Origin of the sequence: Domibacillus sp. DTU_2020_1001157_1_SI_ALB_TIR_016 (assembly GCF_032341995.1) — a bacterium.
GTDB lineage: Bacteria > Bacillota > Bacilli > Bacillales > Domibacillaceae > Domibacillus > Domibacillus indicus_A.
Map to the genome: position 1 here is coordinate 938,395 of NZ_CP135439.1, position 21,204 is coordinate 959,598.

21 protein-coding genes are annotated in these 21,204 nt (G+C 45.5%); 13 read left to right on the plus strand and 8 right to left on the minus strand.

Annotated elements, in window-relative coordinates; all coding sequences use genetic code 11:
* Nucleotides 1-27: 27 nt before the first annotated feature.
* The gene (locus tag RRU94_RS12515) at nucleotides 28-294 is read right to left on the minus strand and encodes a DUF3055 domain-containing protein (RefSeq protein WP_242234045.1); all 267 of its coding nucleotides are present in this window, start codon (nucleotides 292-294) and stop codon (nucleotides 28-30) included.
* 73 nt (nucleotides 295-367) lie between these two features.
* Here RRU94_RS12515 and RRU94_RS12520 point away from each other — a divergent pair, with 73 nt between their 5' ends.
* From RRU94_RS12520 to RRU94_RS12530, 3 genes are all read left to right on the plus strand, one after another.
* Nucleotides 368-823, plus strand: a complete 456-nt coding sequence (locus RRU94_RS12520; protein ID WP_315694633.1) for a DUF86 domain-containing protein — start codon at nucleotides 368-370, stop codon at nucleotides 821-823.
* Complete coding sequence (locus RRU94_RS12525) at nucleotides 820-1,587, plus strand: TIGR01457 family HAD-type hydrolase (protein WP_315694634.1); 768 nt, start codon at nucleotides 820-822, stop codon at nucleotides 1,585-1,587. The genes RRU94_RS12520 and RRU94_RS12525 overlap by 4 nt, the downstream gene beginning before the upstream one ends.
* Before the next feature lie 87 nt (nucleotides 1,588-1,674).
* The gene (locus tag RRU94_RS12530; protein WP_315694635.1) at nucleotides 1,675-3,180 is read left to right on the plus strand and encodes an FAD-dependent oxidoreductase; all 1,506 of its coding nucleotides are present in this window, start codon (nucleotides 1,675-1,677) and stop codon (nucleotides 3,178-3,180) included.
* Nucleotides 3,181-3,203: 23 nt separating this feature from the next.
* On the opposite strand, the gene RRU94_RS12535 is transcribed toward RRU94_RS12530, so the two are convergent.
* Nucleotides 3,204-3,710 (minus strand): phosphatidylglycerophosphatase A family protein, encoded by a 507-nt coding sequence (locus tag RRU94_RS12535; protein WP_242234041.1) that lies wholly within the window; start codon nucleotides 3,708-3,710, stop codon nucleotides 3,204-3,206.
* A 122-nt stretch (nucleotides 3,711-3,832) separates the two neighbouring features.
* On the opposite strand from RRU94_RS12535, the gene RRU94_RS12540 reads away from it, so the two are divergent.
* A complete protein-coding gene (locus RRU94_RS12540; RefSeq protein ID WP_315694636.1) occupies nucleotides 3,833-4,813 on the plus strand; it encodes a 2-hydroxyacid dehydrogenase in 981 nt (326 codons plus the stop codon).
* A gap of 35 nt (nucleotides 4,814-4,848) precedes the next feature.
* On the opposite strand, the gene RRU94_RS12545 is transcribed toward RRU94_RS12540, so the two are convergent.
* On the minus strand, nucleotides 4,849-5,091 hold the full coding sequence (locus RRU94_RS12545) for a NifU family protein (RefSeq protein ID WP_242234039.1): 243 nt from the start codon (nucleotides 5,089-5,091) through the stop codon (nucleotides 4,849-4,851).
* A 203-nt stretch (nucleotides 5,092-5,294) separates the two neighbouring features.
* Here RRU94_RS12545 and RRU94_RS12550 point away from each other — a divergent pair, with 203 nt between their 5' ends.
* Complete coding sequence (locus tag RRU94_RS12550; protein ID WP_315695942.1) at nucleotides 5,295-6,692, plus strand: NAD-dependent succinate-semialdehyde dehydrogenase; 1,398 nt, start codon at nucleotides 5,295-5,297, stop codon at nucleotides 6,690-6,692.
* Nucleotides 6,693-6,728: 36 nt separating this feature from the next.
* On the opposite strand, the gene RRU94_RS12555 is transcribed toward RRU94_RS12550, so the two are convergent.
* On the minus strand, nucleotides 6,729-7,796 hold the full coding sequence (locus tag RRU94_RS12555; protein WP_315694637.1) for an NAD(P)/FAD-dependent oxidoreductase: 1,068 nt from the start codon (nucleotides 7,794-7,796) through the stop codon (nucleotides 6,729-6,731).
* 159 nt (nucleotides 7,797-7,955) lie between these two features.
* Here RRU94_RS12555 and RRU94_RS12560 point away from each other — a divergent pair, with 159 nt between their 5' ends.
* Nucleotides 7,956-8,192: a YuzB family protein gene (locus RRU94_RS12560; protein WP_242234037.1), complete on the plus strand. Its 237-nt coding sequence runs from the start codon at nucleotides 7,956-7,958 to the stop codon at nucleotides 8,190-8,192.
* 52 nt (nucleotides 8,193-8,244) lie between these two features.
* On the opposite strand, the gene RRU94_RS12565 is transcribed toward RRU94_RS12560, so the two are convergent.
* Complete coding sequence (locus tag RRU94_RS12565) at nucleotides 8,245-8,931, minus strand: DUF2225 domain-containing protein (RefSeq protein WP_315694638.1); 687 nt, start codon at nucleotides 8,929-8,931, stop codon at nucleotides 8,245-8,247.
* A gap of 146 nt (nucleotides 8,932-9,077) precedes the next feature.
* Between RRU94_RS12565 and RRU94_RS12570 the strand changes: the two genes are divergently transcribed.
* A complete protein-coding gene (locus tag RRU94_RS12570; RefSeq protein ID WP_315694639.1) occupies nucleotides 9,078-9,464 on the plus strand; it encodes a HesB/IscA family protein in 387 nt (128 codons plus the stop codon).
* Between the two features lie 405 nt (nucleotides 9,465-9,869).
* Complete coding sequence (locus tag RRU94_RS12575) at nucleotides 9,870-13,118, plus strand: DUF6359 domain-containing protein (RefSeq protein ID WP_315694640.1); 3,249 nt, start codon at nucleotides 9,870-9,872, stop codon at nucleotides 13,116-13,118.
* A 102-nt stretch (nucleotides 13,119-13,220) separates the two neighbouring features.
* Here the strand turns inward: RRU94_RS12575 and RRU94_RS12580 are convergent, their stop codons facing one another.
* Both RRU94_RS12580 and RRU94_RS12585 read right to left on the minus strand, forming a co-directional pair.
* Complete coding sequence (locus RRU94_RS12580; RefSeq protein WP_315694641.1) at nucleotides 13,221-13,862, minus strand: SDR family oxidoreductase; 642 nt, start codon at nucleotides 13,860-13,862, stop codon at nucleotides 13,221-13,223.
* A gap of 51 nt (nucleotides 13,863-13,913) precedes the next feature.
* Nucleotides 13,914-14,867, minus strand: a complete 954-nt coding sequence (locus RRU94_RS12585) for an NAD(P)/FAD-dependent oxidoreductase (protein WP_315694642.1) — start codon at nucleotides 14,865-14,867, stop codon at nucleotides 13,914-13,916.
* A gap of 272 nt (nucleotides 14,868-15,139) precedes the next feature.
* Here RRU94_RS12585 and RRU94_RS12590 point away from each other — a divergent pair, with 272 nt between their 5' ends.
* The 3 genes from RRU94_RS12590 (at nucleotide 15,140) to RRU94_RS12600 (ending at nucleotide 17,467) form a co-directional block, all read left to right on the plus strand.
* Nucleotides 15,140-16,357, plus strand: coding sequence for an NAD(P)/FAD-dependent oxidoreductase (locus tag RRU94_RS12590; RefSeq protein ID WP_315695944.1), 1,218 nt, complete (start codon nucleotides 15,140-15,142; stop codon nucleotides 16,355-16,357).
* A 61-nt stretch (nucleotides 16,358-16,418) separates the two neighbouring features.
* Nucleotides 16,419-16,898 carry an NUDIX domain-containing protein gene (locus RRU94_RS12595; protein WP_315694643.1) on the plus strand — a complete coding sequence of 160 codons (480 nt, stop codon included), beginning with the start codon at nucleotides 16,419-16,421 and terminating at the stop codon, nucleotides 16,896-16,898.
* A gap of 251 nt (nucleotides 16,899-17,149) precedes the next feature.
* The gene (locus RRU94_RS12600) at nucleotides 17,150-17,467 is read left to right on the plus strand and encodes a YuiB family protein (RefSeq protein WP_242234031.1); all 318 of its coding nucleotides are present in this window, start codon (nucleotides 17,150-17,152) and stop codon (nucleotides 17,465-17,467) included.
* Here RRU94_RS12600 and RRU94_RS12605 read toward each other — a convergent pair.
* On the minus strand, nucleotides 17,464-18,216 hold the full coding sequence (locus tag RRU94_RS12605) for a cobalamin-binding protein (protein ID WP_315694644.1): 753 nt from the start codon (nucleotides 18,214-18,216) through the stop codon (nucleotides 17,464-17,466). The genes RRU94_RS12600 and RRU94_RS12605 overlap by 4 nt on opposite strands.
* 50 nt (nucleotides 18,217-18,266) lie before the next feature.
* Between RRU94_RS12605 and RRU94_RS12610 the strand changes: the two genes are divergently transcribed.
* Nucleotides 18,267-19,736 (plus strand): leucyl aminopeptidase, encoded by a 1,470-nt coding sequence (locus tag RRU94_RS12610; protein WP_315694645.1) that lies wholly within the window; start codon nucleotides 18,267-18,269, stop codon nucleotides 19,734-19,736.
* 112 nt (nucleotides 19,737-19,848) lie between these two features.
* The gene (locus RRU94_RS12615; RefSeq protein ID WP_315694646.1) at nucleotides 19,849-21,177 is read left to right on the plus strand and encodes a Na+/H+ antiporter family protein; all 1,329 of its coding nucleotides are present in this window, start codon (nucleotides 19,849-19,851) and stop codon (nucleotides 21,175-21,177) included.
* Nucleotides 21,178-21,204 lie beyond the last annotated feature (27 nt).

Below are 21,204 nucleotides of genomic sequence, written 5' to 3' on the forward strand. Positions count from 1 at the left end.
ATGAATCGCGCCATCTTGTTTTAAGCGTTAAATTACTTCGTATAAAAATTCTTTTAACTCCGCCGCTTCTTCTTCACCCATATTAAACGCATATTCAATATAGCCCGGCTCTTCCAGGTCATCGCGGCCGATAATGGCATATGTATTTCCCTGCAGGTTCAAAACAACCGATTTGCCGTAATAGCGGTCCGTCTGCATAAGGGCCAGGTCGTATCGGCTGTGTTCGCCGGCAAAGCTGACAAATCGCGTTACCGTCGTATCTTTTTCGTCATAAAGAAAAAAACGTTCACTCATGTACTGTCCTCCGCTCTACATTTTCAACCATTGTACCACATGATACAATAGAAGCGGAAAGGATGGATGGCCTGTGTATTTTATTGACCGCAAGAAAATAGAAGCAACACTTCGCTTTATGGAGCAGCAGCTTGATTTGTTCCACTCTCAGCCAGCCTGGGGAACAGTCATGGAAAGAGCGGCACTTGAGAGAATTGCCCAAACGGTTGTGGAATCGATCATTGACGTTGGCAATGCAATGATCGACGGCTTTATTATGCGTGATCCTGGAAGTTACGATGACATTATTGATATTCTGGACGATGAAAACGTCATTCTGCCAGAACAATCTGCTCCTTTAAAAGATGTAATCGCTCTTCGGAAAATGCTTGTCCGCGAATATATCTCTATTTCGCATGATGAACTGGCGGCGGTATTTATCGCCAATAAAAAAGAATTGGCTGATTTTCCAAACCGCGTCCGTGCTTATTTGGAACATGAGCTTGGACCTGTTTCTGCATTTTTACCGGAAGAAGGAGAAAAGAAATGACACGTTATAAAGGCTACTTAATTGATTTAGACGGCACAATGTACGCCGGCACACAAATTATTCCGGGAGCAGCAGAGTTTGTTGACCGCCTGAATGCTGCGGGCCTTCCTTATTTGTTTGTGACGAACAACTCATCCCGAACACCGGAACAGGTGGCGGACAAACTAGTGAAAATGGGTATTCATACACGGCCGGAAAATGTATTTACCACTTCGCGTGCAACGGCGCAATTTATCCATGATGAAAAACCGGGAGCAACGGTGTATGTGATCGGAGAAGATGGAATCCTGCAGGCGCTTGCAGAGCAAGGCCTTGAAGTTGTGACGCATGAACACCCTGATTACGTCGTTACAGGAATTGACCGCGGTATTACATATGAAAAGCTGGCAGGTGCCTGCTTGGCTGTGCGTAACGGCGCCCGCTTTATTTCGACAAATGGCGATATTGCTATTCCATCAGAACGTGGCTTTCTGCCTGGAAATGGCTCGCTGACATCGGTGGTGTCTGTTTCAACTGAAACAGAGCCGGTTTTTATCGGAAAGCCGGAGCCGATTATTATGGAACAGGCTATGGAAGTTCTTGGCACGTCAAAAGAAGAAACGATTATGATCGGGGATTATTATGATACAGATATCCTGGCCGGCATTAACATTGGAATTGATACACTGCTTGTGCATACGGGTGTAACGCAGCCGGAGTTTTTGGAGCGGTATGACATCCAGCCGACTTACACACAAAAAAATTTAAATGAGTGGGAATTGTAAGAAACAGCACATTGCTGTTTCTTTTTTGGGGTAAAAATGAGCACATAAGGGTATGGAGTCCATATGACTATTTTTAGGGAGGCTCTTATGAACATTCCGAAAAAATCCATATCTTATTGGAAAGACCATGAAGCACCACGGTCATTTACCTCGCTGCAAACTGATTTAACAGCAGAGGTTGTCATTGTCGGCGGTGGGATTACCGGCATTTTAACGGCATGGAAGCTGGCTAAAGAAGGAAAAAAATCAGTTCTGATTGAGGCAGGAAAATTAACGGACGGGACAACTGGGTTTACAACCGCGAAAATCACCGCTCAGCACAGTCTCATTTATGATAAGCTGATTCGCACCTTCGGAGAAGAAAAAGCGAGACTTTATTATGAAGCAAACGAGGAAGCAATCGCTTTTATAGAGAAGACGGTCAAAGAGCTGGATATTGAGTGCGAGTTTTCAAAACAAGATGCTTACACTTATATTACAACCGATGAAATGCTTCCGGCGCTTGAAAAAGAAGCAGCCGCTTACCAAAAGCTCGGCATAGATGGAGGCTTGGCCGGCACCTCAGCAGGGATGAATCTGCCTTTTCATGTGGAAGAAGCGCTCGTCATGAGAGAGCAGGCACAATTTCATCCCGTGAAGTTTTTAGAAGCGCTTGTGAGGGATATGGCGGGGCAGGTTCACATTTTTGAAGATACACGGGCAGAGTCCATAGATGGACGGACGGTTAAAACAACAGACGGACATTTTATTACCGGAGATCATATTGTTGTGGCTTCGCATTATCCGTTTAATGACTTTGACGGTGCTTATTTTGCCAAGCTGCATCCGGAACGGTCTTATGCTATTGGGGTAAAAGGGGATCACACGCTCCAGAGCGGCATGTATATCAGCCAGGATCAGCCATCGCGCTCTGTCCGGTATACGCAAATGGAAAAGGGAGAGCAGCTGCTTATTATTGGTGGGGAAAATCATCCAGCCGGGCGCAGCAAACAGGAGACGACTCATCATTACGAAGAGCTGGCTGCGTTTGCCAAAAAGCATTTTGGAGCTGAAGAAGTCCTTTATCGGTGGTCCGCACAAGACTTAATCACACTGGATCAAGTTCCTTATATCGGGCAGATACATGAAAAAATCTATTTGGCAACCGGATACGCCAAGTGGGGAATGACGAGCGGAACAGTGGCCGCCGCGCTGCTAACCGATTTGATTGTACGGGGCAGCAGCCGGTACGCTGACGTTTACGATCCGAAGCGTGCCAAAGTGAAGCCGGCCGATATTAAAACATTTATTTCTCAAAACGCAGCCGTTGCAAAAGAACTGATCAGCGGAAAGTTAAAAGGAGCAGACAAAACGGCCGACTCTCTACAGCCTGGCGAAGGAGGCATCGTAACCGTAGACGGTGAAAAAACCGGAGCGTACAAGGATGAACAGGGCAAGTGCCATTTTGTCGATATCACGTGTACGCATATGGGATGTGAAACAGCCTGGAATGATGCCGAACGCTCATGGGACTGTCCATGCCATGGATCTAGATTTTCTTATGACGGCAAAGTGCTGGAAGGGCCGGCTGTTCAGCCATTGAAAAAGAAATAAAAAAGCCGCCTGTAAAAGGCGGCTTATTCGGTATGGGCAGCACGGTGGGCAAGACGGCTCGCAGCAGCAGCAGCGAGGGCGCCGACAATATCATCTAAAAATGTGTGTACCTGTCCGGTTGATTTATCATTTAAAAACTCCAGAATACCTGGCTTTTGCTTATCAATATAGCCATAGCTTGTTAAGCCAATTGTTCCATAAACATTAATAATGGCAGTGGCAATTGTTTCATCAAGACCATACAGTCCTTCATCCGTTTTAATAATGGATTGAAGTGGTTCCGCCAGCTGGTTTTTCTCCGCCAGCATATCAAGCTGAATGCCGGTCAGAATCGCGTTTTGTACTTCACGCTTACGCAGTACAGCTTCTACATGCTCTGCTGCTTCTTCCAGCTTCAAATTAGGATGGTAAGGTTTTTGCAAATATAAAACAAGCTCCGCAATATCATCCACTTTAACGCCGCGCTCGGCAATCCAGCGGCGGGCCGTTTGTTCAGACATGCTCATGACGCGTTTCTTTTCAATACTCATCTTCCACACACCTTTTTTATCATTATATGTATTACTGCTGTTCCTATACCCGTTTTCATTGTGACATACTCAAGACGAAAATGATACAATAAGACAGAATAATCGGAAATGGGGGGCGCTGTGTGAAGCCGTATGTGTACGTAACGAGAAAAGTGCCGGATGAAATAACAGCGAGATTGTCTGCTTCTTACCAGGTGGAAACATGGACAGAGGAAGACAGAGCTGTGCCGCGGGAAATTCTGCTCGAAAAAGCAGCCTCCGCTCATGCATTGTTAACCGTAATTTCAGACGTGGTCGATGAGGAATTGCTTTCACAGGCTGAACAATTAAAAGTGGTTGCAAATATGGCCGTTGGCTTTGATAATATTGATTTGGATGCGGCCAGCCGCCATGGTGTTGCTATCTGCAACACGCCGGATGTATTAACGGATACAACGGCAGATTTGACCTTCGCGCTTCTTTTAGCAACAGCACGCCGAGTAACAGAAGCGTCTGAGTTTGTGAAAGAAGGAAAATGGACAAGCTGGGCGCCGATGATGCTGGTTGGAACGGATGTGCATCATAAAAAAATCGGCATTGTTGGAATGGGTAAGATCGGAACCGCTGTAGCCAAAAGAGCAGCCGGCTTTGATATGGATATTTTATATCATAACCGCAGCCGCCATGAAGTAGCAGAAGAAATGCTGGGTGCCCAGTACCGCAGCTTGGACGAGCTTTTAGAGGAAGCGGATTTCATCGTTTGCCTGGCTCCGCTGAACGATGATACACGGGGCATGTTTCAGCGGGAACATTTTCAAAAAATGAAAAAAGATGCGATCTTTATCAATGCAAGCCGGGGACCGATTATCAATGAACAGGCACTAATAGATGCACTCGAAGCCGGTGACATTGCGGCAGCAGGGCTGGATGTATTCGACAGCGAGCCGATTTCCGCTGATCATCCGTTTTTATCGATGAAAAATGTAGTGGCACTTCCGCATATCGGCAGCGCATCAAAAGAAACAAGGCTGGCTATGATGCAGACATGCTGTGACAATATTGAAGCGGTATTTGATGAACGTCCGCCCAAAACGCTTGTGAACAAAGATGTATTACAATTTTAAAAAAGAGCTGATCTTATAAAGATCAGCTCTCATCATTAAAATACTTGTTCAACTTCTACAACGCCAGGAACTTCTTCGAGCAATGCGCGCTCAATTCCTGCTTTGAGTGTAATGGTAGAACTAGGGCAGCTGCCGCACGCGCCAAGCAGGCGAAGTTTTACGATCCCGTCTTCAATATCAACGAGTTCGCAGTCGCCGCCGTCGCGAAGCAGGAATGGACGTAATTTATCAAGTACTTCCTGTACTTCACTGAACATTTGTTGTTCTTGTGCTTGCATGAATCATCGGCTCCTTTCGATTCGATACATATATTATAATGATTTTAAATTGAAAATGCAATTTCTCCTTTACGGAAAGGGAAAAAGGTTGTTTTATTCTCAGCACTGCTATATAGAATGAAAAAGTGTTTAAAAAAGATCGTCAGGGCAATAGAACACTATACGCATAAATAAGGAGAGGATTATCATTGAAAGAATGGGAAATGTACATAAACGGTGAATGGGTAACAGCGGATGAACAAATTCTAGTCGTAAATCCGGCAACAGACGAAACCTTTGCATCTGTACCCAAAGGCGGCGCTGTGGAGGCGAAGCAAGCTGTCGATGCAGCTTATGAAGCATTTCGCACGTGGTCCCAAAAAACGGCCGGCGAGCGATCCGAATTATTACGAAATTGGCATCGCCTGATTGACGAGCATAAAGAAGAAATTGGCCGGATTATGACGGAAGAGCAGGGGAAGCCGCTTCAGGAAGCGATTGGCGAAGTGAATTATGCGAACAGCTTCATTTTATGGTATGCAGAAGAAGGAAAGCGGGTGTATGGAGAAACGATTCCAGCCTCGGATCCGAAAAAGCGCTTGTTTGTTTCACGCCAGCCAGTAGGCGTTGTCGCGGCCATTACACCATGGAATTTCCCGGCAGCCATGATTACACGTAAAGTTGGACCAGCACTGGCATCCGGCTGTACGGCTGTAGTAAAGCCGGCTTCTTCCACTCCTCTTACGGCGCTGAAGCTTGTTGAACTCGCTCACGAAGCGGGTATCCCAAAAGGAGTGCTGAATGTTGTAACCGGTGATTCAAAATCAGTGGCTGGTTCCTGGATGGAAGACAGCCGTGTGCGCAAAGTGACTTTTACTGGTTCAACGGAAATCGGCAAAGTGCTCATGAAGCAGGCAGCAGATACAATGAAAAAAGTATCGCTTGAGCTTGGCGGCCATGCGCCATTTATTGTTACAGCCAATGCAGATATCCAAAAAGCAGCCAAAGGCTTGATCGGCTCAAAATTCCGTAACGCCGGCCAAACCTGTGTGTGCGCCAACCGTGTATACGTTCATGAATCCATTGAGCAGGAATTTACGGAGGCGTTCAAAGCAGAAGTGGCGAAATTACACGTCGGAAATGGAATGGAAGAAGGCGTAACGATTGGCCCGCTTATTGATGCGGACGCAGTCGAAAAAGTACAAAACCAGTTAAAAGATGCGAAAGAAAAAGGGGCAGTCGTTGAAATGGGCGGTGAAGCGGACGGAAACTTTATTACGCCTGCTGTTCTAACGAACGTGACAGATGATATGGAGTGTATGGTCGAGGAAACATTCGGCCCGCTGGCACCGATTGCCACGTACCGTACAACCGAAGAAGTGATAGAACGCGCGAACAACACACCATTTGGACTGGCGGCTTATGTGTTCTCGGAAAACATTTCAGAAGCCATTGCGATAAGCGAAGGGCTGGAATATGGCATTGTCGGATTGAATGATGGACTTTCATCTGTGGCCCAGGCACCATTTGGAGGCTTTAAAGAGAGCGGGCTTGGACGCGAGGGCGGCCATCACGGCATGGAAGAATTTTTAGAAATTAAATATATTTCGCTTGGATTGTAAAAGCAAAAAAACCGGCTGAAGAAGCCGGTTTTTTTATTATCCGTTATGATATTTGTACATCCATAAAACGCCTGATTTCAAGAAGCGGGCAACGCGTCCAGTAATAGCCCGGTCCGCTACAAAACCAAAGCCCTGTTTTTTGCCAAGAGAACCAAGTACACCTTTAAGTTTCATTTCCGGCAATTTTTCCGGAAGCGGCTCATTTCTCCAGCGCTTTTGAAGAACATCAACAATCTGTTCTGCTTGTTCTTCCGCAAGCTGTGCGCTCGGTGCATGAGGAAGGCTTGCACAGTCTCCGACTACATAAACATGTTCATTGCCGGGCAGATTATGATGAGGTGTCAATACAACGCGGTCAGAGCGGTCTTTTTCCACATTCATCTGCCGGACAACAAGGCTCGGCTGAATGCCTGCGGTCCATACAACAGCGTCCATTTTATATTCATCTTCACGGTTGTAAATACGGTCAGGCTCAACACGCGTAATGTTTGCATCTCTCACTACTTCCACGCCGTGGTCGGTAAACCATTTCTCAATATAACGGCTTAAACGCTGCGGGAAGTCTTTTAAGATACGCGGTCCGCGGTCAAACAATTTAATATCAAGATCCGGACGGCTTTCACGAAGTTCACTCGCCAATTCAATTCCGGAAAGACCTGCACCCACGATACCAACTTTTGAACCAGCCGGCATGTTGTTCAGCTTTTCATACGTGGCACGCGATTTTTGGATGGACTGAATGCTGTATGTATACTCTTCAGCCCCTGGCACGCCGTGATATTTATCCTCACAGCCAAGGCCAATAACAAGGTCGTCGTAAGCAAGAGCGCCTTTTGCTTTTAACTCAACTTCTTTTCGATCTAAGTGAATAGCTGTAATTTCGTCGTAAATAATATTTAGTTTTTCATGCTCTGGGAAAGATACACGGACCTCATGATCGGAAGCGGTTCCAGCCGCCAGTGCATAGTACTCCGTCTTCAAGCAATGATATGGCACTTTATCAACCAATGTAATCGTTACGTCATCCGGCAAATGATTGGGCAACAGCCTGAGCAAAACACGCATATTGCCATATCCGCCTCCAAGCAAAACTAAATGTCTCATATGTATGACCCCTCTGCTTCGTATTCATATGTACAGTATTCATTTATTCATATCCGAGTATAACGAAGATAGCCCTATTATTCAACAGACTTCGCGAAACTTCACGCTTTTTTCTGCACGTAAATGATAGTACAATAAACGGGTGAGGTGAAAGATAAAATGAAGCCAATTATTGAGTTTTGCGTCAGCAACTTAGCAAGCGGTTCCCAGGAAGCATTTGAAAAATTGGAACGGGATCCGAACTTGGATGTGATCGAATATGGCTGCTTAAGCTACTGTACACGCTGCTCGGAATCTCCATTTGCGCTTGTGAATGGAGAAGTTGTCGATGGAGCGACACCTGACGAGCTTGTTTCGAATATATATACACATATTGACCAAACGTGGCTGTTTTAAACATCAAAAAACCGGATGCTGTCCAAGGCAGCCGGTTTTTATTATGTACACTTTAGGTCGTTTTCATTTGCTCGCGTAATTCATGCCAGCGGTCACGTGCCATTTCTACGATTTGTTTTTCATTTGACTGACGCTGCCGTTCAATCACTTTTGAAAAATAGGAAACGGCTTTTTCCATGCGTCCCAGCTTTCGATTCAGTTCACCGAGGAGATAGAGCACTTTAATTTCAGACATTTTCTGTGCTACATCCTCCACAGAAAAAGCTTCCTCATACTCACGGGCAGCGATAGACAAAAATCGCTTTTCTTCTTTGTTGCGGCCCATGTCCCGGTAGATCCATGCCGTGCGAAGGGCAAGACCTGCCAAAGTTAAATGCTTTTCTTTTTTCAGTACGCCAGAATAAAGAGCGAGCTTATAGCTTTTAATCGCTTTAGCTGGCGACCGCTCACCGCTGAAATCCTGCTCGACCCAGTGATCGGATACCGAAGCCTTTAATACTTCTGCTGTTCCCGGTGCAAAATAAGAAGTAAAATCCTCTGTAAATGAATAGCCGCAATGCATACAAACATGCACATTGTAAAAAAGAGGATTTATCCCTCCCGCTTCATAAAGCGGTTTTAAGTCCGTATCCTGGCCAATGACTTTAACAGCACTTTTGCGAACTTTCGTTGTGCTAAAGGTCTGCTGGCAATGAGGGCACTTCATCATTTTATGATAAATTAATGGGGCATCAGACATGACAAAACCTCCTTTTTTCCTAAAATAAAGGTCTTTTTACTTATTTTATTATACAGGATTTGGAGGTAAAAAGAATTAATTTGAATAAAAAAATCAATGAGCGGTTCAGTTGAGGATTTGTTCTATTCCTCGTATACTAAAAGAAAATGAAAGGAGCGATTCCTTTGGCGGATCAACAAGTTGTTACAATTACGGAAGCTGCGGCTTTTCAAATAAAAGATATGATGAAGCAAAACGAAGAAGAAGGGTCATTTTTGCGGGTAGCCGTTCATGGTGGCGGATGCAGTGGATTATCATACGGGATGGGTTTTACGCCTGAAGTAGAAGAAGGCGATATGGAACTTCTTCAGCACGGTATCCCGATTGTGGTAGCCAAAAAGGATGCCCCGATTTTGAAGGGAACGATAGTGGACTACAAGCAGTCGCTGATGGGCGGCGGATTTACGATTGATAATCCAAATGCCATCGCGTCCTGCGGCTGCGGATCTTCTTTCCGGACAGCAACAGAAACCGGAACACCGGAAAACTGCTAATAATAAAAAAGCCTGGCTGTATCTACGGATGCAGCCAGGCTTTTTTATTGGCTTGATTTCTTTTTTCGCGTAAACCAAACTGACACAAGCGGAATGAGGACGAAGAACAGAATAAACAAAGCAAAGATTAATTGTAAAAGCCAATAATCATTATACAAGCTGCTGCCTCCTAAAAGTTTTTTACATTTAATATGGGGCAGCAAGAAAATTTTTATACGGAAAGACTTATATAAAAGGAAATAGCATGAATCAAACGGACAATAATAAGGAGGAAATTATTCCTGTTTTTTCTATTTATTAAAGTTTTTTAAATTATCTGTAAAGATTATATTTTAAAATAAAAAGTAGATTACAATGAAGGTGGTTTTTGTCGAACGATCCATTACATGAGAGAGGAGTTTTTAAATGAGAAAAATTGGACAGGCTTTATTTGCTCTTGTACTCGTCATTGGCACATTGCTTCCGTTTCAAATCCCGGCGAGCGCCGCATCGATCACGGTGGCAGATGCAATTGCTAACAACTCGGGTACAGCGACCGTCGAAGGCTATATCGTTGGCTACGCACTATCAGGAAGTAGTTATACAACAGATCCTGCACGTTATCAAAATACAAATATTGGTATAGCGGATGAAGCAGGAGAGACAGATCCAGCTAAAATATTACCAGTGCAGTTAACGGCAAGTTTCCGGCAGGGGATTAATTTAGAAGATCATCCAGGGAATCTCGACAAAAAAGTGCGGGTGACAGGCTCTCTTGAAGCGTATTTTACAGTTCCTGGCTTGAAATCACCAACGTCGATTGAACTTTTGGATAACGGAACCGAAGAACCAGAAGTGCCTGAGGAGCCGTCAAGCCTTATAAAAGAACCGATTTCCGACGTGCGCCAAAAAGCAGAAAACACGAAGGTGTGGACGTCTGGCACAGTAACGGCTGTTTTCGGAAGCACGGTGTATATTCAGGATGAAACCGCCGGTATTGTTTTATATGGTTCCGGTATGAATGTAAAAATAGGTGATGTTGTAGATGTGAAGGGAAGCATTGATGACTACAATTCTCTTTTGGAGATTAACGTATCATCAGGCAGTGTAACTGTGACCGGCCAGGCTGGTGTGCCGGCACCGTTAACCGTAAGGGCTGATCAATTCACAGAAGAAGTGGAAGGGGAGCTTGTTACAATCAACAACGTTTCTATTTCCAGTTTTTCAGGCGGCAATTACACAGCAAAGGACGGAGAAGGAAATACCTTTCAAATCAGGCCGCAGGATGCATCACTTCTTGCCATAAACACCAAATACGATTCGGTAACAGGGGTTGTCGGCTCTTACAACAACGTCTATCAATTAATTCCGCGTCATGCAGCGGATATTGCACCTGACTCTTCTACGGCTGGAGCGGTAACGGCCAATCCGGTAGCGGGCGTTGTTAAAGCAGGGACGAGTGTTACACTGTCTTCGCCAACAGAGGGTGCAGACATTCGTTATACGCTGGATGGCTCTCAGCCGACAAAAGAAAGCGCGCTTTATACAGAACCGATCGTGATTAATGAAAACAATACGATTCAAGCAGCAGCATTTAAAGAAGGCGTAAATGACAGTGCCGTTTCCTCTTTTTCATACGTTATAGAAAAAGAAAACATTCGCATCCATGATATTCAAGGAGCTGGGCACACTTCTCCGTATAATGGTTTAGCTGTTGGAGATGTAGAAGGAATCGTTACCCATATCGTTGACAGCAGTAACTTTTATATGCAGAGCGTAGAAGCAGATGAGGATGAAAATACATCAGAAGGTATTCTCGTTTATAAGCGGGGTCACGGATTGTCGCAAGGAGATCTTGTCTTTGTTGATGGTACGGTAAAAGAATGGGTGCTTGATGGATATGCGGAAAAGCTGCAAACAGATCTCCCCGTAACGGAAATTAGTGCGGGTACTGTCAGTAAAAAAGCATCCGGACAGCCGCTGCCGGCACCGGTTGTGTTGAATAAAGATCGCATGATGCCAATGAAAGTGATTGATAACGACCAATTTGGCATATTTGATCCACAGCAGGACGGCATTGACTTTTTTGAAAGCATGGAAGGCATGCGTGTTCAAGTGAATAACCCGAAAATCATCGCTCCGCAGAGATACGGAGAAGTAGTGGTTGTGCCGGAAAATATAGAAACCAATACAACAGCGGGTGCTCTTCGGATTGAAGCAGACGACTACAACCCAGAACGTATTCATCTTGATTTGGATAATGAAGACTTTGTAGCAAAAACAGGCGACTCATTTGCCGGTCCTGTCACGGGTGTCGTCAGCTACGGCTACAGTAACTTTAAAGTGCTGGCAGACGAAGTGCCTGAAGTGATTGACGGAGGGTTAAAAGCAGAAGAAACAACCCTTACATCAACGAAAGATGGACTAACGATCGCTTCTTACAATCTCGAAAACTTTTCAACGGTTTCAGGTGAAGAGAAAACAAGACGCCTTGCCATGGGAATTGTAAATGGAATGAAGTCGCCGGATATCATTGGTGTAACAGAAGTACAGGACAATGACGGGCCAGCAGATTCTGGCACAACGGACGCATCTCAAAGCGCCGCCGTACTGATTGAAGCTATAAAAGAGCTGGGCGGACCGGCTTATGAGTACACGGATGTGGCGCCGGTCAATCAAGAAGACGGCGGACAGCCGGGCGGTAACATTCGTGTTGGCTTCTTGTACAATCCGGAACGTGTTAGTCTTGCGGAAGGAATAAAAGGAAGCGCGACAGAAGCGGTTGCCTATGTAGATGGGAAATTGACCGCTAATCCTGGCCGGATTGATCCGGAAAACGAAGCGTTTGAAAATAGCCGTAAGCCGCTGGCTGCTCAATTTATATTTAAAGGTGAAAAGGTCATTGTAGTGGCCAATCATTTTAATTCAAAAGGCGGAGATGAGCCGTTATTCGGAAAGAATCAGCCTCCTTATTTAGGAAGTGAAATCCAGCGCAGGCAAATTGCTGCGATTGTAAATGGCTTTGTTGAAGATGTAAAGTCAGCGGATCCAAACGCGAATCTGGTGATTTTAGGTGATTTTAACGATTTTGAATTTACCGAGACTCTTTCTATTGTAAAAGGGGATGAGCTGACCAACATGATTGAAAGAGTACCGGCAGAAGAGCGGTTCACGTATTCCTATCAAGGAAATGCACAGGTGCTCGATCATATCCTCGTCACGAATAATATGGCCGCTTCTACTGAAGTGGATATTGTTCATACCAATTCACAATTTATGGAGGAGCATGGACGGGCGAGCGACCACGATCCAGTAATCATTCGCACAACCTTTGCGGAAGATACTCCAGAAGCAGAAATCGTTTATGTGCCGGCGATGGAGAAAAAACAGTTTGTGGCTGCACAGCCGGGAATTCATCTGGAGTTTGATGAAGGAGCCCGTTTCAGCAAAGGCATTATCGTAAAACGTTCAGCTGTACTGGAAGGAGAAGGGTTAAAGTATAATACCGTTATCATTTCCACGCCGAAAAAAGGGCAGGTTATTGATTTGCGAGATGCAGAAGTGAAAGAAGTTCAATTCGATACAAAGCAGGAAGTGGAGATTATAGGAGCTGACAACGTAAAGAAATGGACAGATTTACAAGAAAAGAAAATAAAAAAACCGGCTGCTTCTTAAGCAGTACAACCGCCTGGCCGCTGCCAGGCGGTTTTTGTGATGAAACGTCTGCAGCAAAAAAGCCGGCATACCAGGGGGCATGCCGATTTTTTTCTATATTAATTATAAGGCTTTTAATGCTTCAGCAATCGGAACAGTGCCTTCGACAATTTCAAAGATCCGGCCCTCTGTTTGGGGGGTGAGCAGGCTTTGGACGAGTACTTCGGCAACATCAGCCCGTGCAATAGACTCCGTTCGATTCGCAACTTGGGGAGCTGCTTCAATTTTTCCGCTGCCGGCTTCATTTAAAAGGGCACCGGGACGAACGATCGTATAAGTGAGACCGCTCATCATTAAATGAGCATCTGCTTCATGCTTGGCCCGAAGATAATGCTGCAGAGCCTCAGGACCTGCATCCGGCCGGTCTGCTCCCATTGAACTGAGCATGACAAAACGCTCAATACCATGTGAAACGGCCAGATCAATGGCTTTGATTGCTCCGTCGCGGTCAACAGCCGTAGTTTTGTCGGGGCCGGTTGCTGAGCCGGAGCCGGCTGCAAAAATAACCGCGTTCACATCATTCATTGCATAACTAAAGTCCTGCTCCAGGTCGGCCAAAACCGGTCTGGCACCAAGCTGTTCCATATCTGCCATCTGGTCGGTTTTCCGAACCATTGCTTTAACGTGATGCTGAATATTTTCAGCCAGACTTTGGACAACGAGGCGGCCGGTTGTACCGGCTGCACCGATCACAAGTACATGCATAGTGAACCACCCTTTTTTCCGTTTCCTATTCCTTTACCCGCCATTAAAGGATTAAAACAAGGATGTGCTGTGCAGCGGCTGGACTTTTGCATCCGGATCAATATAGGATTTTGCATTGTTAACGGCCGTCGGCGCTTCTCCAAATCCTGTGGCAATCAGCTTTACTTTACCTGCGTATGTTGCCACATCACCGGCTGCATACACACCTGGGATATTCGTCTCCATACGTGAATTGACCACAATCGAGTTTTTCTCAATGTTAAGTCCCCAATTTTTCATCGGGCCAAGTGAAGAAATAAACCCGTAGTTCACAAGGAGGTCATCGATCTCTAGCGATTTCTTTTGGTCGCCTTTCACTTCCTCAAGTGCAAGAGTCTGCCCGTCAAAGGATACAGGAACAAATGGCGTCATAATCTGGACATCTGATTTGTGAAGCAAGTCCACACTGTGTTCGTGGGCGCGAAATTTGTCACGCCGGTGAATAATGGTGACTTCTTTTGCCGTTTTTTCAAGCATCATGGCCCAGTCAACCGCAGAATCACCGCCTCCTAGAACCGCGACACGCCGGCCTGAAAAAGAGGAAAGGTCATTGACAAAATAATGAACGTTCGGCAAAGCATCTGCGCCATCAAGCTCAAGCCGCCTCGGCTGAAAAGCACCGTTGCCCGCGGTAATAATTACCGCTTTGGTTTCATGCTTTCCCTTATCCGTTCCAAGAACAATACTGCCGTCTGGATTTTTTTCGAGGGACTGAACAGCCTCCTCCAGACAAAGTTCAACTGGAAAACGATTCATTTGTTCGACAAGCCGGTCAATCAGCTCCTGCGCCCGTACTGCCGGAAAAGCAGCTACATCGTAAATAAACTTTTCCGGGTAAAGAGCTGATAACTGTCCTCCTGGCTGCGGCAGGCTTTCGATAATTTTAACAGAAGCACCGCGCATTCCTGCGTAAAAGGCGGCAAACAGGCCGGTAGGACCTGCCCCGATAATCGTAATGTCTTTCACTCATAATCCCCCTTTTTAAAAAGCCATAAGATTGATGTATATGCCATCTTTGCTTTATTATGTCTTATTTTACAAAATTCCATAAGGGAAGTCTCATTTCAAATTTCTTGTCCAAATAACTTGAAAAAAGCAGTCAAAGCGTCTATGATAAAACTAGTTATGCACATTGTTAACATTTTGTGACAAAGTAAGAGGTATTTTTTTATACTTATACGTGAAGATTATCACATTCTTCGCGTGAATATTTTTAGTAGAGGTGGATAAAGATGACAGTGAGAAAGCCGAAAATTGTAGTACTAGGCGCCGGCTATGGCGGTCTTATTACTGTAACACGTCTTCAAAAAGCATTATCTGTAGATGAAGCAAATATTGTGCTCATCAACAAAAATGATTACCACTATGAAACAACATGGCTTCATGAGGCATCAGCGGGCACTATGCACCACGATCGTGTGCGCTACGATATCGATGCAGTCATCAACCGCAGCAAAGTAGAATTTATTCGCGCGGAAGTAGAAGATATTAAAACAGATGAAAAGAAGGTCATTTTAGATACAGGCGAAGTAGAGTATGACTACCTTGTGATCGCCCTTGGCGGAGAAGCTGAAACATTCGGAATCGAAGGACTAAAAGAACACGCTTTCACTATTTCGAATGTAAACACATCCCGTCAATTGCGTGATCATATTGAATTTCAGTTTGCAACTTATGCAAATGAAGAAGAAAAAAATGATGAGCGTTTGACATTTGTTGTCGGCGGTGCCGGCTTTACAGGTATCGAGTTCCTTGGTGAGCTTGCGAACCGTGTTCCTGAGCTTTGCAAAGAATATGATATTGACTTTTCAAAAGTGCGTATGTACTGCGTAGAAGCAGCACCTATGGTTCTTCCTGGTTTTGACCCTGAGCTTGTTAAATATGCGGTTGCACAGCTTGAGAAAAAAGGTGTTGAGTTCAAAATCGGCACACCGATCAAAGGTGCAACAGCTGACGGCATTATCGTGGCAAAAGGCGAAAACGAAACAGAGGAAATCAAAGCAGGTACAGTGGTTTGGGCAGCAGGTGTCCGCGGCAGCAGTATCATCGAAAAATCAGGCATTGAAAACATGCGTGCACGCGTAAAAGTAACGCCTGAACTTCGCGCTCCTGGCCATGACGAAATCTTCATTTTAGGTGACTGTTCACTTGTAATCAACGAGGAAATCAACCGTCCGTACCCGCCAACGGCGCAAATCGCGATGCAGCAAGGGGAAACGGTTGCGAAAAACCTTGTGAAGTTAGTGAAAGGCGAAGGGAACCTTGAATCCTTCACACCGAACATTAAAGGTACAGTGTGCTCACTTGGCGATAACGATGCAATCGGTGTCGTGTTCGACAAAAAGCTTAAAGGCACAAAAGCTTCATTTATGAAGAAAATGATTGATAACCGCGCACTATTTATGGTCGGCGGCCCTTCACTCGTCTTGAAAAAAGGGAAATTCAACGTCCTGTAAAAAGCAAAAGAGCCCTCTTTAAAAGAGGCTCTTTTTTTATGGAAAGAAAGGAAGCGTTTGGATGAAAAGGGGAAAGGTATGGCTGGCGGCAGCCGGTCTGGTTATTGACAGCCGCGGGCGCTGGCTTGTTGTGAAAAAAGCATATGGCGGGCTGAAGGGACAGTGGTCACTGCCGGCCGGATTTGTGGATGCAGGCGAAACAGTAGATGAAGCCGCTGTCCGAGAGGTGCGTGAGGAAACAGGAATTGAAGCATCCGTGTGCGGGGTGGCCGGTATTCGGTCTGGCGTCATTCAACATGATGTCAGTGATACCATGGTCGTCTTTCATATGATGCCGACAGAAGAAAAAGAGCCGAAAGCATGCGGGAGAGAATTACTCGCTGCGCGCTGGATGGCCGTATCGGAACTGCAAGAAAGTTTTGAGACGTCCGTGCTTTTGCGCCGCATAATTGAATCATTTGAGGCGCCGGGTTTAACTTCTCTCGATATCTCAGATCCAGGTCCGCAATTTGGCTATACAGCATACCGCTTTTTTGGGTAAGAGGATAAGGGAATAAAAAGAAAGAAAATGGTTATACTAAACCGGGAAAGTTTATTTCCTTTTCAAAAGGAAATACTTCTATAAAGCACTGGGTACGCGTCCCCCTCGTATCCAGTGCTTTTTTATATGGAAAGCAGGATTAACTGTCTGGTTAAAAGCACAACATAACGGGTTTTCTCTCTTTTTCGCTCATTGACCTTTTGAGAGCGGTTCAGTACACTTAAATGTATACAAATAGGGGGAATGGCTCCATGCATATTGCCGTTGTACTTGTATCTGCCTTGCTGTTTTTTGTTCTGTTTTTTGGCATTGGGTTTATTTTAAACATGCTGCTGCGCATGACGTGGATTATGGCTTTTATTTATCCGCTTGTGACGATCGCCATCGTGGACAATATCAGCACGCTTGATTACTTGTTTCAGCCGGGAGAATCATTTGGTATTCTCAGCGGGCGGGTGATCGGGCTTCAGCCGGTCGATATTACCATTCTATCATGCGGCTTTTTAGGTGCGATTGGAAGCGGATTCGTCATGCGGCTGCTGCGTGCAAAAGGCTATCAAATGTTTTAAGGAAGCGGCCTCTTTAAGGTCGTTTTTTTGGTTTGTAAAAGCTTGTCCAATGCTTCAATTCCTTTAAGCAGGTTTGGCGATGGCCGGCAAAAGTCTTTTTCTTCCAGAATGAAAACGGGCGTTTCCCCATATCCAGGCCGTTTTTTAATGACATCAACATTTACTTTGCTGGTCATTACGCCTACCCACGCTAGCAGGATAACATCGGGCTTTTTTTCCAGCACCGTTTCCCAATCGGTTTGTAAGCTTGGCACAAATCTATCTTCAAATACATTGATTCCGCCGCACAGCGTACTGATTTCGGTGAGCCAATTGGTGCCTCCGGGTGTAAACAATGGCTTCGGCCACCATTCCCAGTAAAGGCGCATACGGTCTGTCCATTCACGTGACCTGTACGGCTGAAGTGCCCGCATCCACTTGCTTCGAGCTTCTCTTCCATCTGTTCCACAAGCTTCGGCAATTTGCTCAATAGAATGCCCGATATCGTCAAGTGAATGGGGATTTGTCACAATATACGGAATGCCAAGCTGATCCAGTGCTTCTATATTTTTCTCCATTCCTGGTACACTGAGCGATGCCAGCACCATATCCGGCTGAAGAGCGGCCAGCTTCTTCATATCAATCGCTAAATCAGGTCCGAGTCTGGTTCGTTCTAAGTCGGAAAAGTCGTCTACACCGACAATTTGCTTTTCCAGACCAAGATACTGGCACACTTCTGTATTGCTTGGGCAAAGCGATACAATCCTCATTCCAACACTCCTATCCATTTTCCCCTATAATAACACGTGAGGTGATGAAAATGTTCGTAATCAAAAACGAACCCTTTTTGGAAACTGAAGCAGATGTACTGCTTATTGGCCTGTTTGATAAGCCATTGAAATTTGAGGGAGTGCTCGAACCGCTCGATCAAGCTTTTTCCGGGCAGCTGACAGAACTAGTGAAAAACGGTGATCTTTCCGCGAAAGAAGAACATACTTCTGTTATTCCAGCTCTTGGCCATATTCCAGCTAAGCGAATGGTCACAGTTGGGCTTGGCAAAGAAAAAGAAGCGGATTTTCATGCGATTCACCGAGCTGTGCAAAAAGCAGCCAAGCAGTCCAAGCCATACGGTCTGGAATCGATTGCCATTGTACTTGATTCCTTTGTCACAGAGAACGTAACAGCCGTTGAAGCGGCAGAGGCTTTAACAGAAGCACTGTTTTTAGCGCGCTTTGAATACACGGGATACCGCACGCCGGGTAACGAGCCGGAAAAGCAGTTAACGGCAGTTGTCGTATATACAGAGGCAGATCCGGACGAAATCCAGGCGGCATGTAAAGTAGGAAAAACGATGGCAGATGGCACGAACACAGCGATTCGTTTAACCGCTACTCCGTCGAATATGATGACAGCCAGTGATCTTGCCCTTCATGCGGAGAAATTGGCCGAGCGGTATAGCTTTGAACTGGAAGTGCTGGAACGGGAAGATATGGAGAAAATCGGCATGGGTGCTTTTTTAGCTGTTGCCCAAGGATCGGCTGAACCGCCTAAAATGATTACGCTCAAATACAGCCCTACAGATACCTGGGAGGATGTACTGACATTTGTCGGAAAAGGAGTCACTTTTGATACAGGCGGCTACTCTATCAAGCCGAAAGATGGCATTGTCGGCATGAAAACAGATATGGGCGGTGCAGCGGCTGTGCTTGGTGCGATGGAGATTATTGGAGAGCTGCAGCCGGATCAGCCGGTTATGGCTGTGATTCCCGCGACAGACAATGTGATTAGTGCCAATGCTTTTAAACCAGATGATGTCATTACCTCTTTGTCAGGGAAAACGATCGAAGTGAAAAATACAGATGCAGAAGGCCGCCTTGTGTTAGCGGATGCGATTACGTATGCCAAACAGCAGCGTGCCGGTAAAATTGTGGACCTGGCTACACTGACAGGCGGAGTGATTATTGCGCTTGGAAAAGATAAAACAGGTGCGATCACCAACAATGAACCATTTTTTGAACAGGTGCTTGAAGCATCACACGAAGCGGGGGAAATGATCTGGCAGCTTCCGCTGACTGAATACGATAAAAAGAGAATTCGAACAAGTGATGTGGCGGATTTAAATAATTCTCCGGGACGGGAAGGCCATGCCATTATGGGAGGCGGCTTTATCGGCGAATTTGCAGAAAGCACGCCCTGGGTGCACCTCGACATCGCCGGCAGTGCGGAGCTGACACCGGGAGTCATGACACGGACACTGGCAATTTTGGCACTGTCAGATCAGTCTGAATAATTTGTTTATTAACTATATTAGAAAAGTATATTGACAAGCGGGCAGGCAATTTGCTATCTTTAAGCGGTCCTTTAGTAATTTAGCAGATTAAAGTGTTGGGGGTATAAAAGAAATGAATGCAGTTGTTTTTGCTGTTCTCAGCATGCTTGTTCTCAGCCTGCTCCGCGTCAATGTAGCTTTTTCGCTTATTATCGGTGCGCTTCTAGGAGGGCTTGTAAGCGGACTTGGTTTGGACGGTACAATTACCGCCTTTACCGATGGTCTGGGTGATGGAGCGAGTGTTGCGCTCAGCTACGCTATGCTGGGCGGTTTTGCTGTTGCGATATCAAGTACAGGTTTGCCAGAAGCACTTGTAAACGTTGTATTAAAGTTTATCGGCAGTAAAGAGGAATCACGCTCAAAAAAATTGCCGAGAGCACTTATTATATTTTTTATTTTAGTAATGGCTTGTTTTTCACAAAATGTTGTACCGGTTCACATTGCGTTTATTCCGCTATTAATTCCGCCGCTTCTTCAAATTATGAATGAGCTAAAAATTGATCGGCGCCTGATCGCTTGTGTGCTTACATTTGGGCTGGTAACGCCTTATATGCTGCTTCCGGTCGGATTTGGACAGATTTTTCACGAAATCGTCGTGACGAGCATGGGCAAAAGCGGCTTGGATGTTTCAACTGACCAAGTACCGTATGCGATGATTCTTCCAGCTGTCGGAATGGTTGTTGGGTTGATTATTTCTGTATTTTTCACTTATCGGAAACCGCGTGAATATGCGGAGTTACATTTAACAAGCACGAGTGAAGAAGAAAAATCAGTGAAAATGCCCAGCAAGTATGGGTTGATTGTAGCTGTCTTGTCGATTGCCGCTGCACTTGCTGCTCAGCTGGAAACAGACTCAATGGTGTTTGGTGCGATGGCCGGCATTGTGGTTTTATACGTATTTCGTGCGATCCGATGGAGTGAGGCAGATCATTTGCTGACAGATGGTATGAGAATGATGGCCTTTATCGGCTTTGTACTCATTGCTGCTTCCGGATTTGCAAACGTAGTGGTTGAAACCGGTCATGTTGAAAGCTTGGTGCAAACAGCTGCGGATGCCATTGGCGGCAACAAAGCACTGGGCGCATTGTTAATGCTTTTAGTTGGTTTGCTGGTGACAGTTGGGGTTGGTTCCTCATTTTCAACCATCCCTATTATCGCTACGATTTTCGTTCCTTTAGCTCTTGAGCTTGGTTTCAGTCCAATGGCCACGATTGCGCTGGTCACAACAGCAGGAGTGCTGGGAGACGGTGGATCGCCGGTATCAGACAGTACGCTTGGACCAACTGCAGGTTTAAATGCGGACGGACAGCATGATCATATTTGGGATACATCCGTTCCAACCTTTATCCATTATAATATCCCGCTTCTCATCTTTGGATGGATTGCGGCCATGACATTATAATAAAAAGGTGCCTCTTTAAGAGGCACC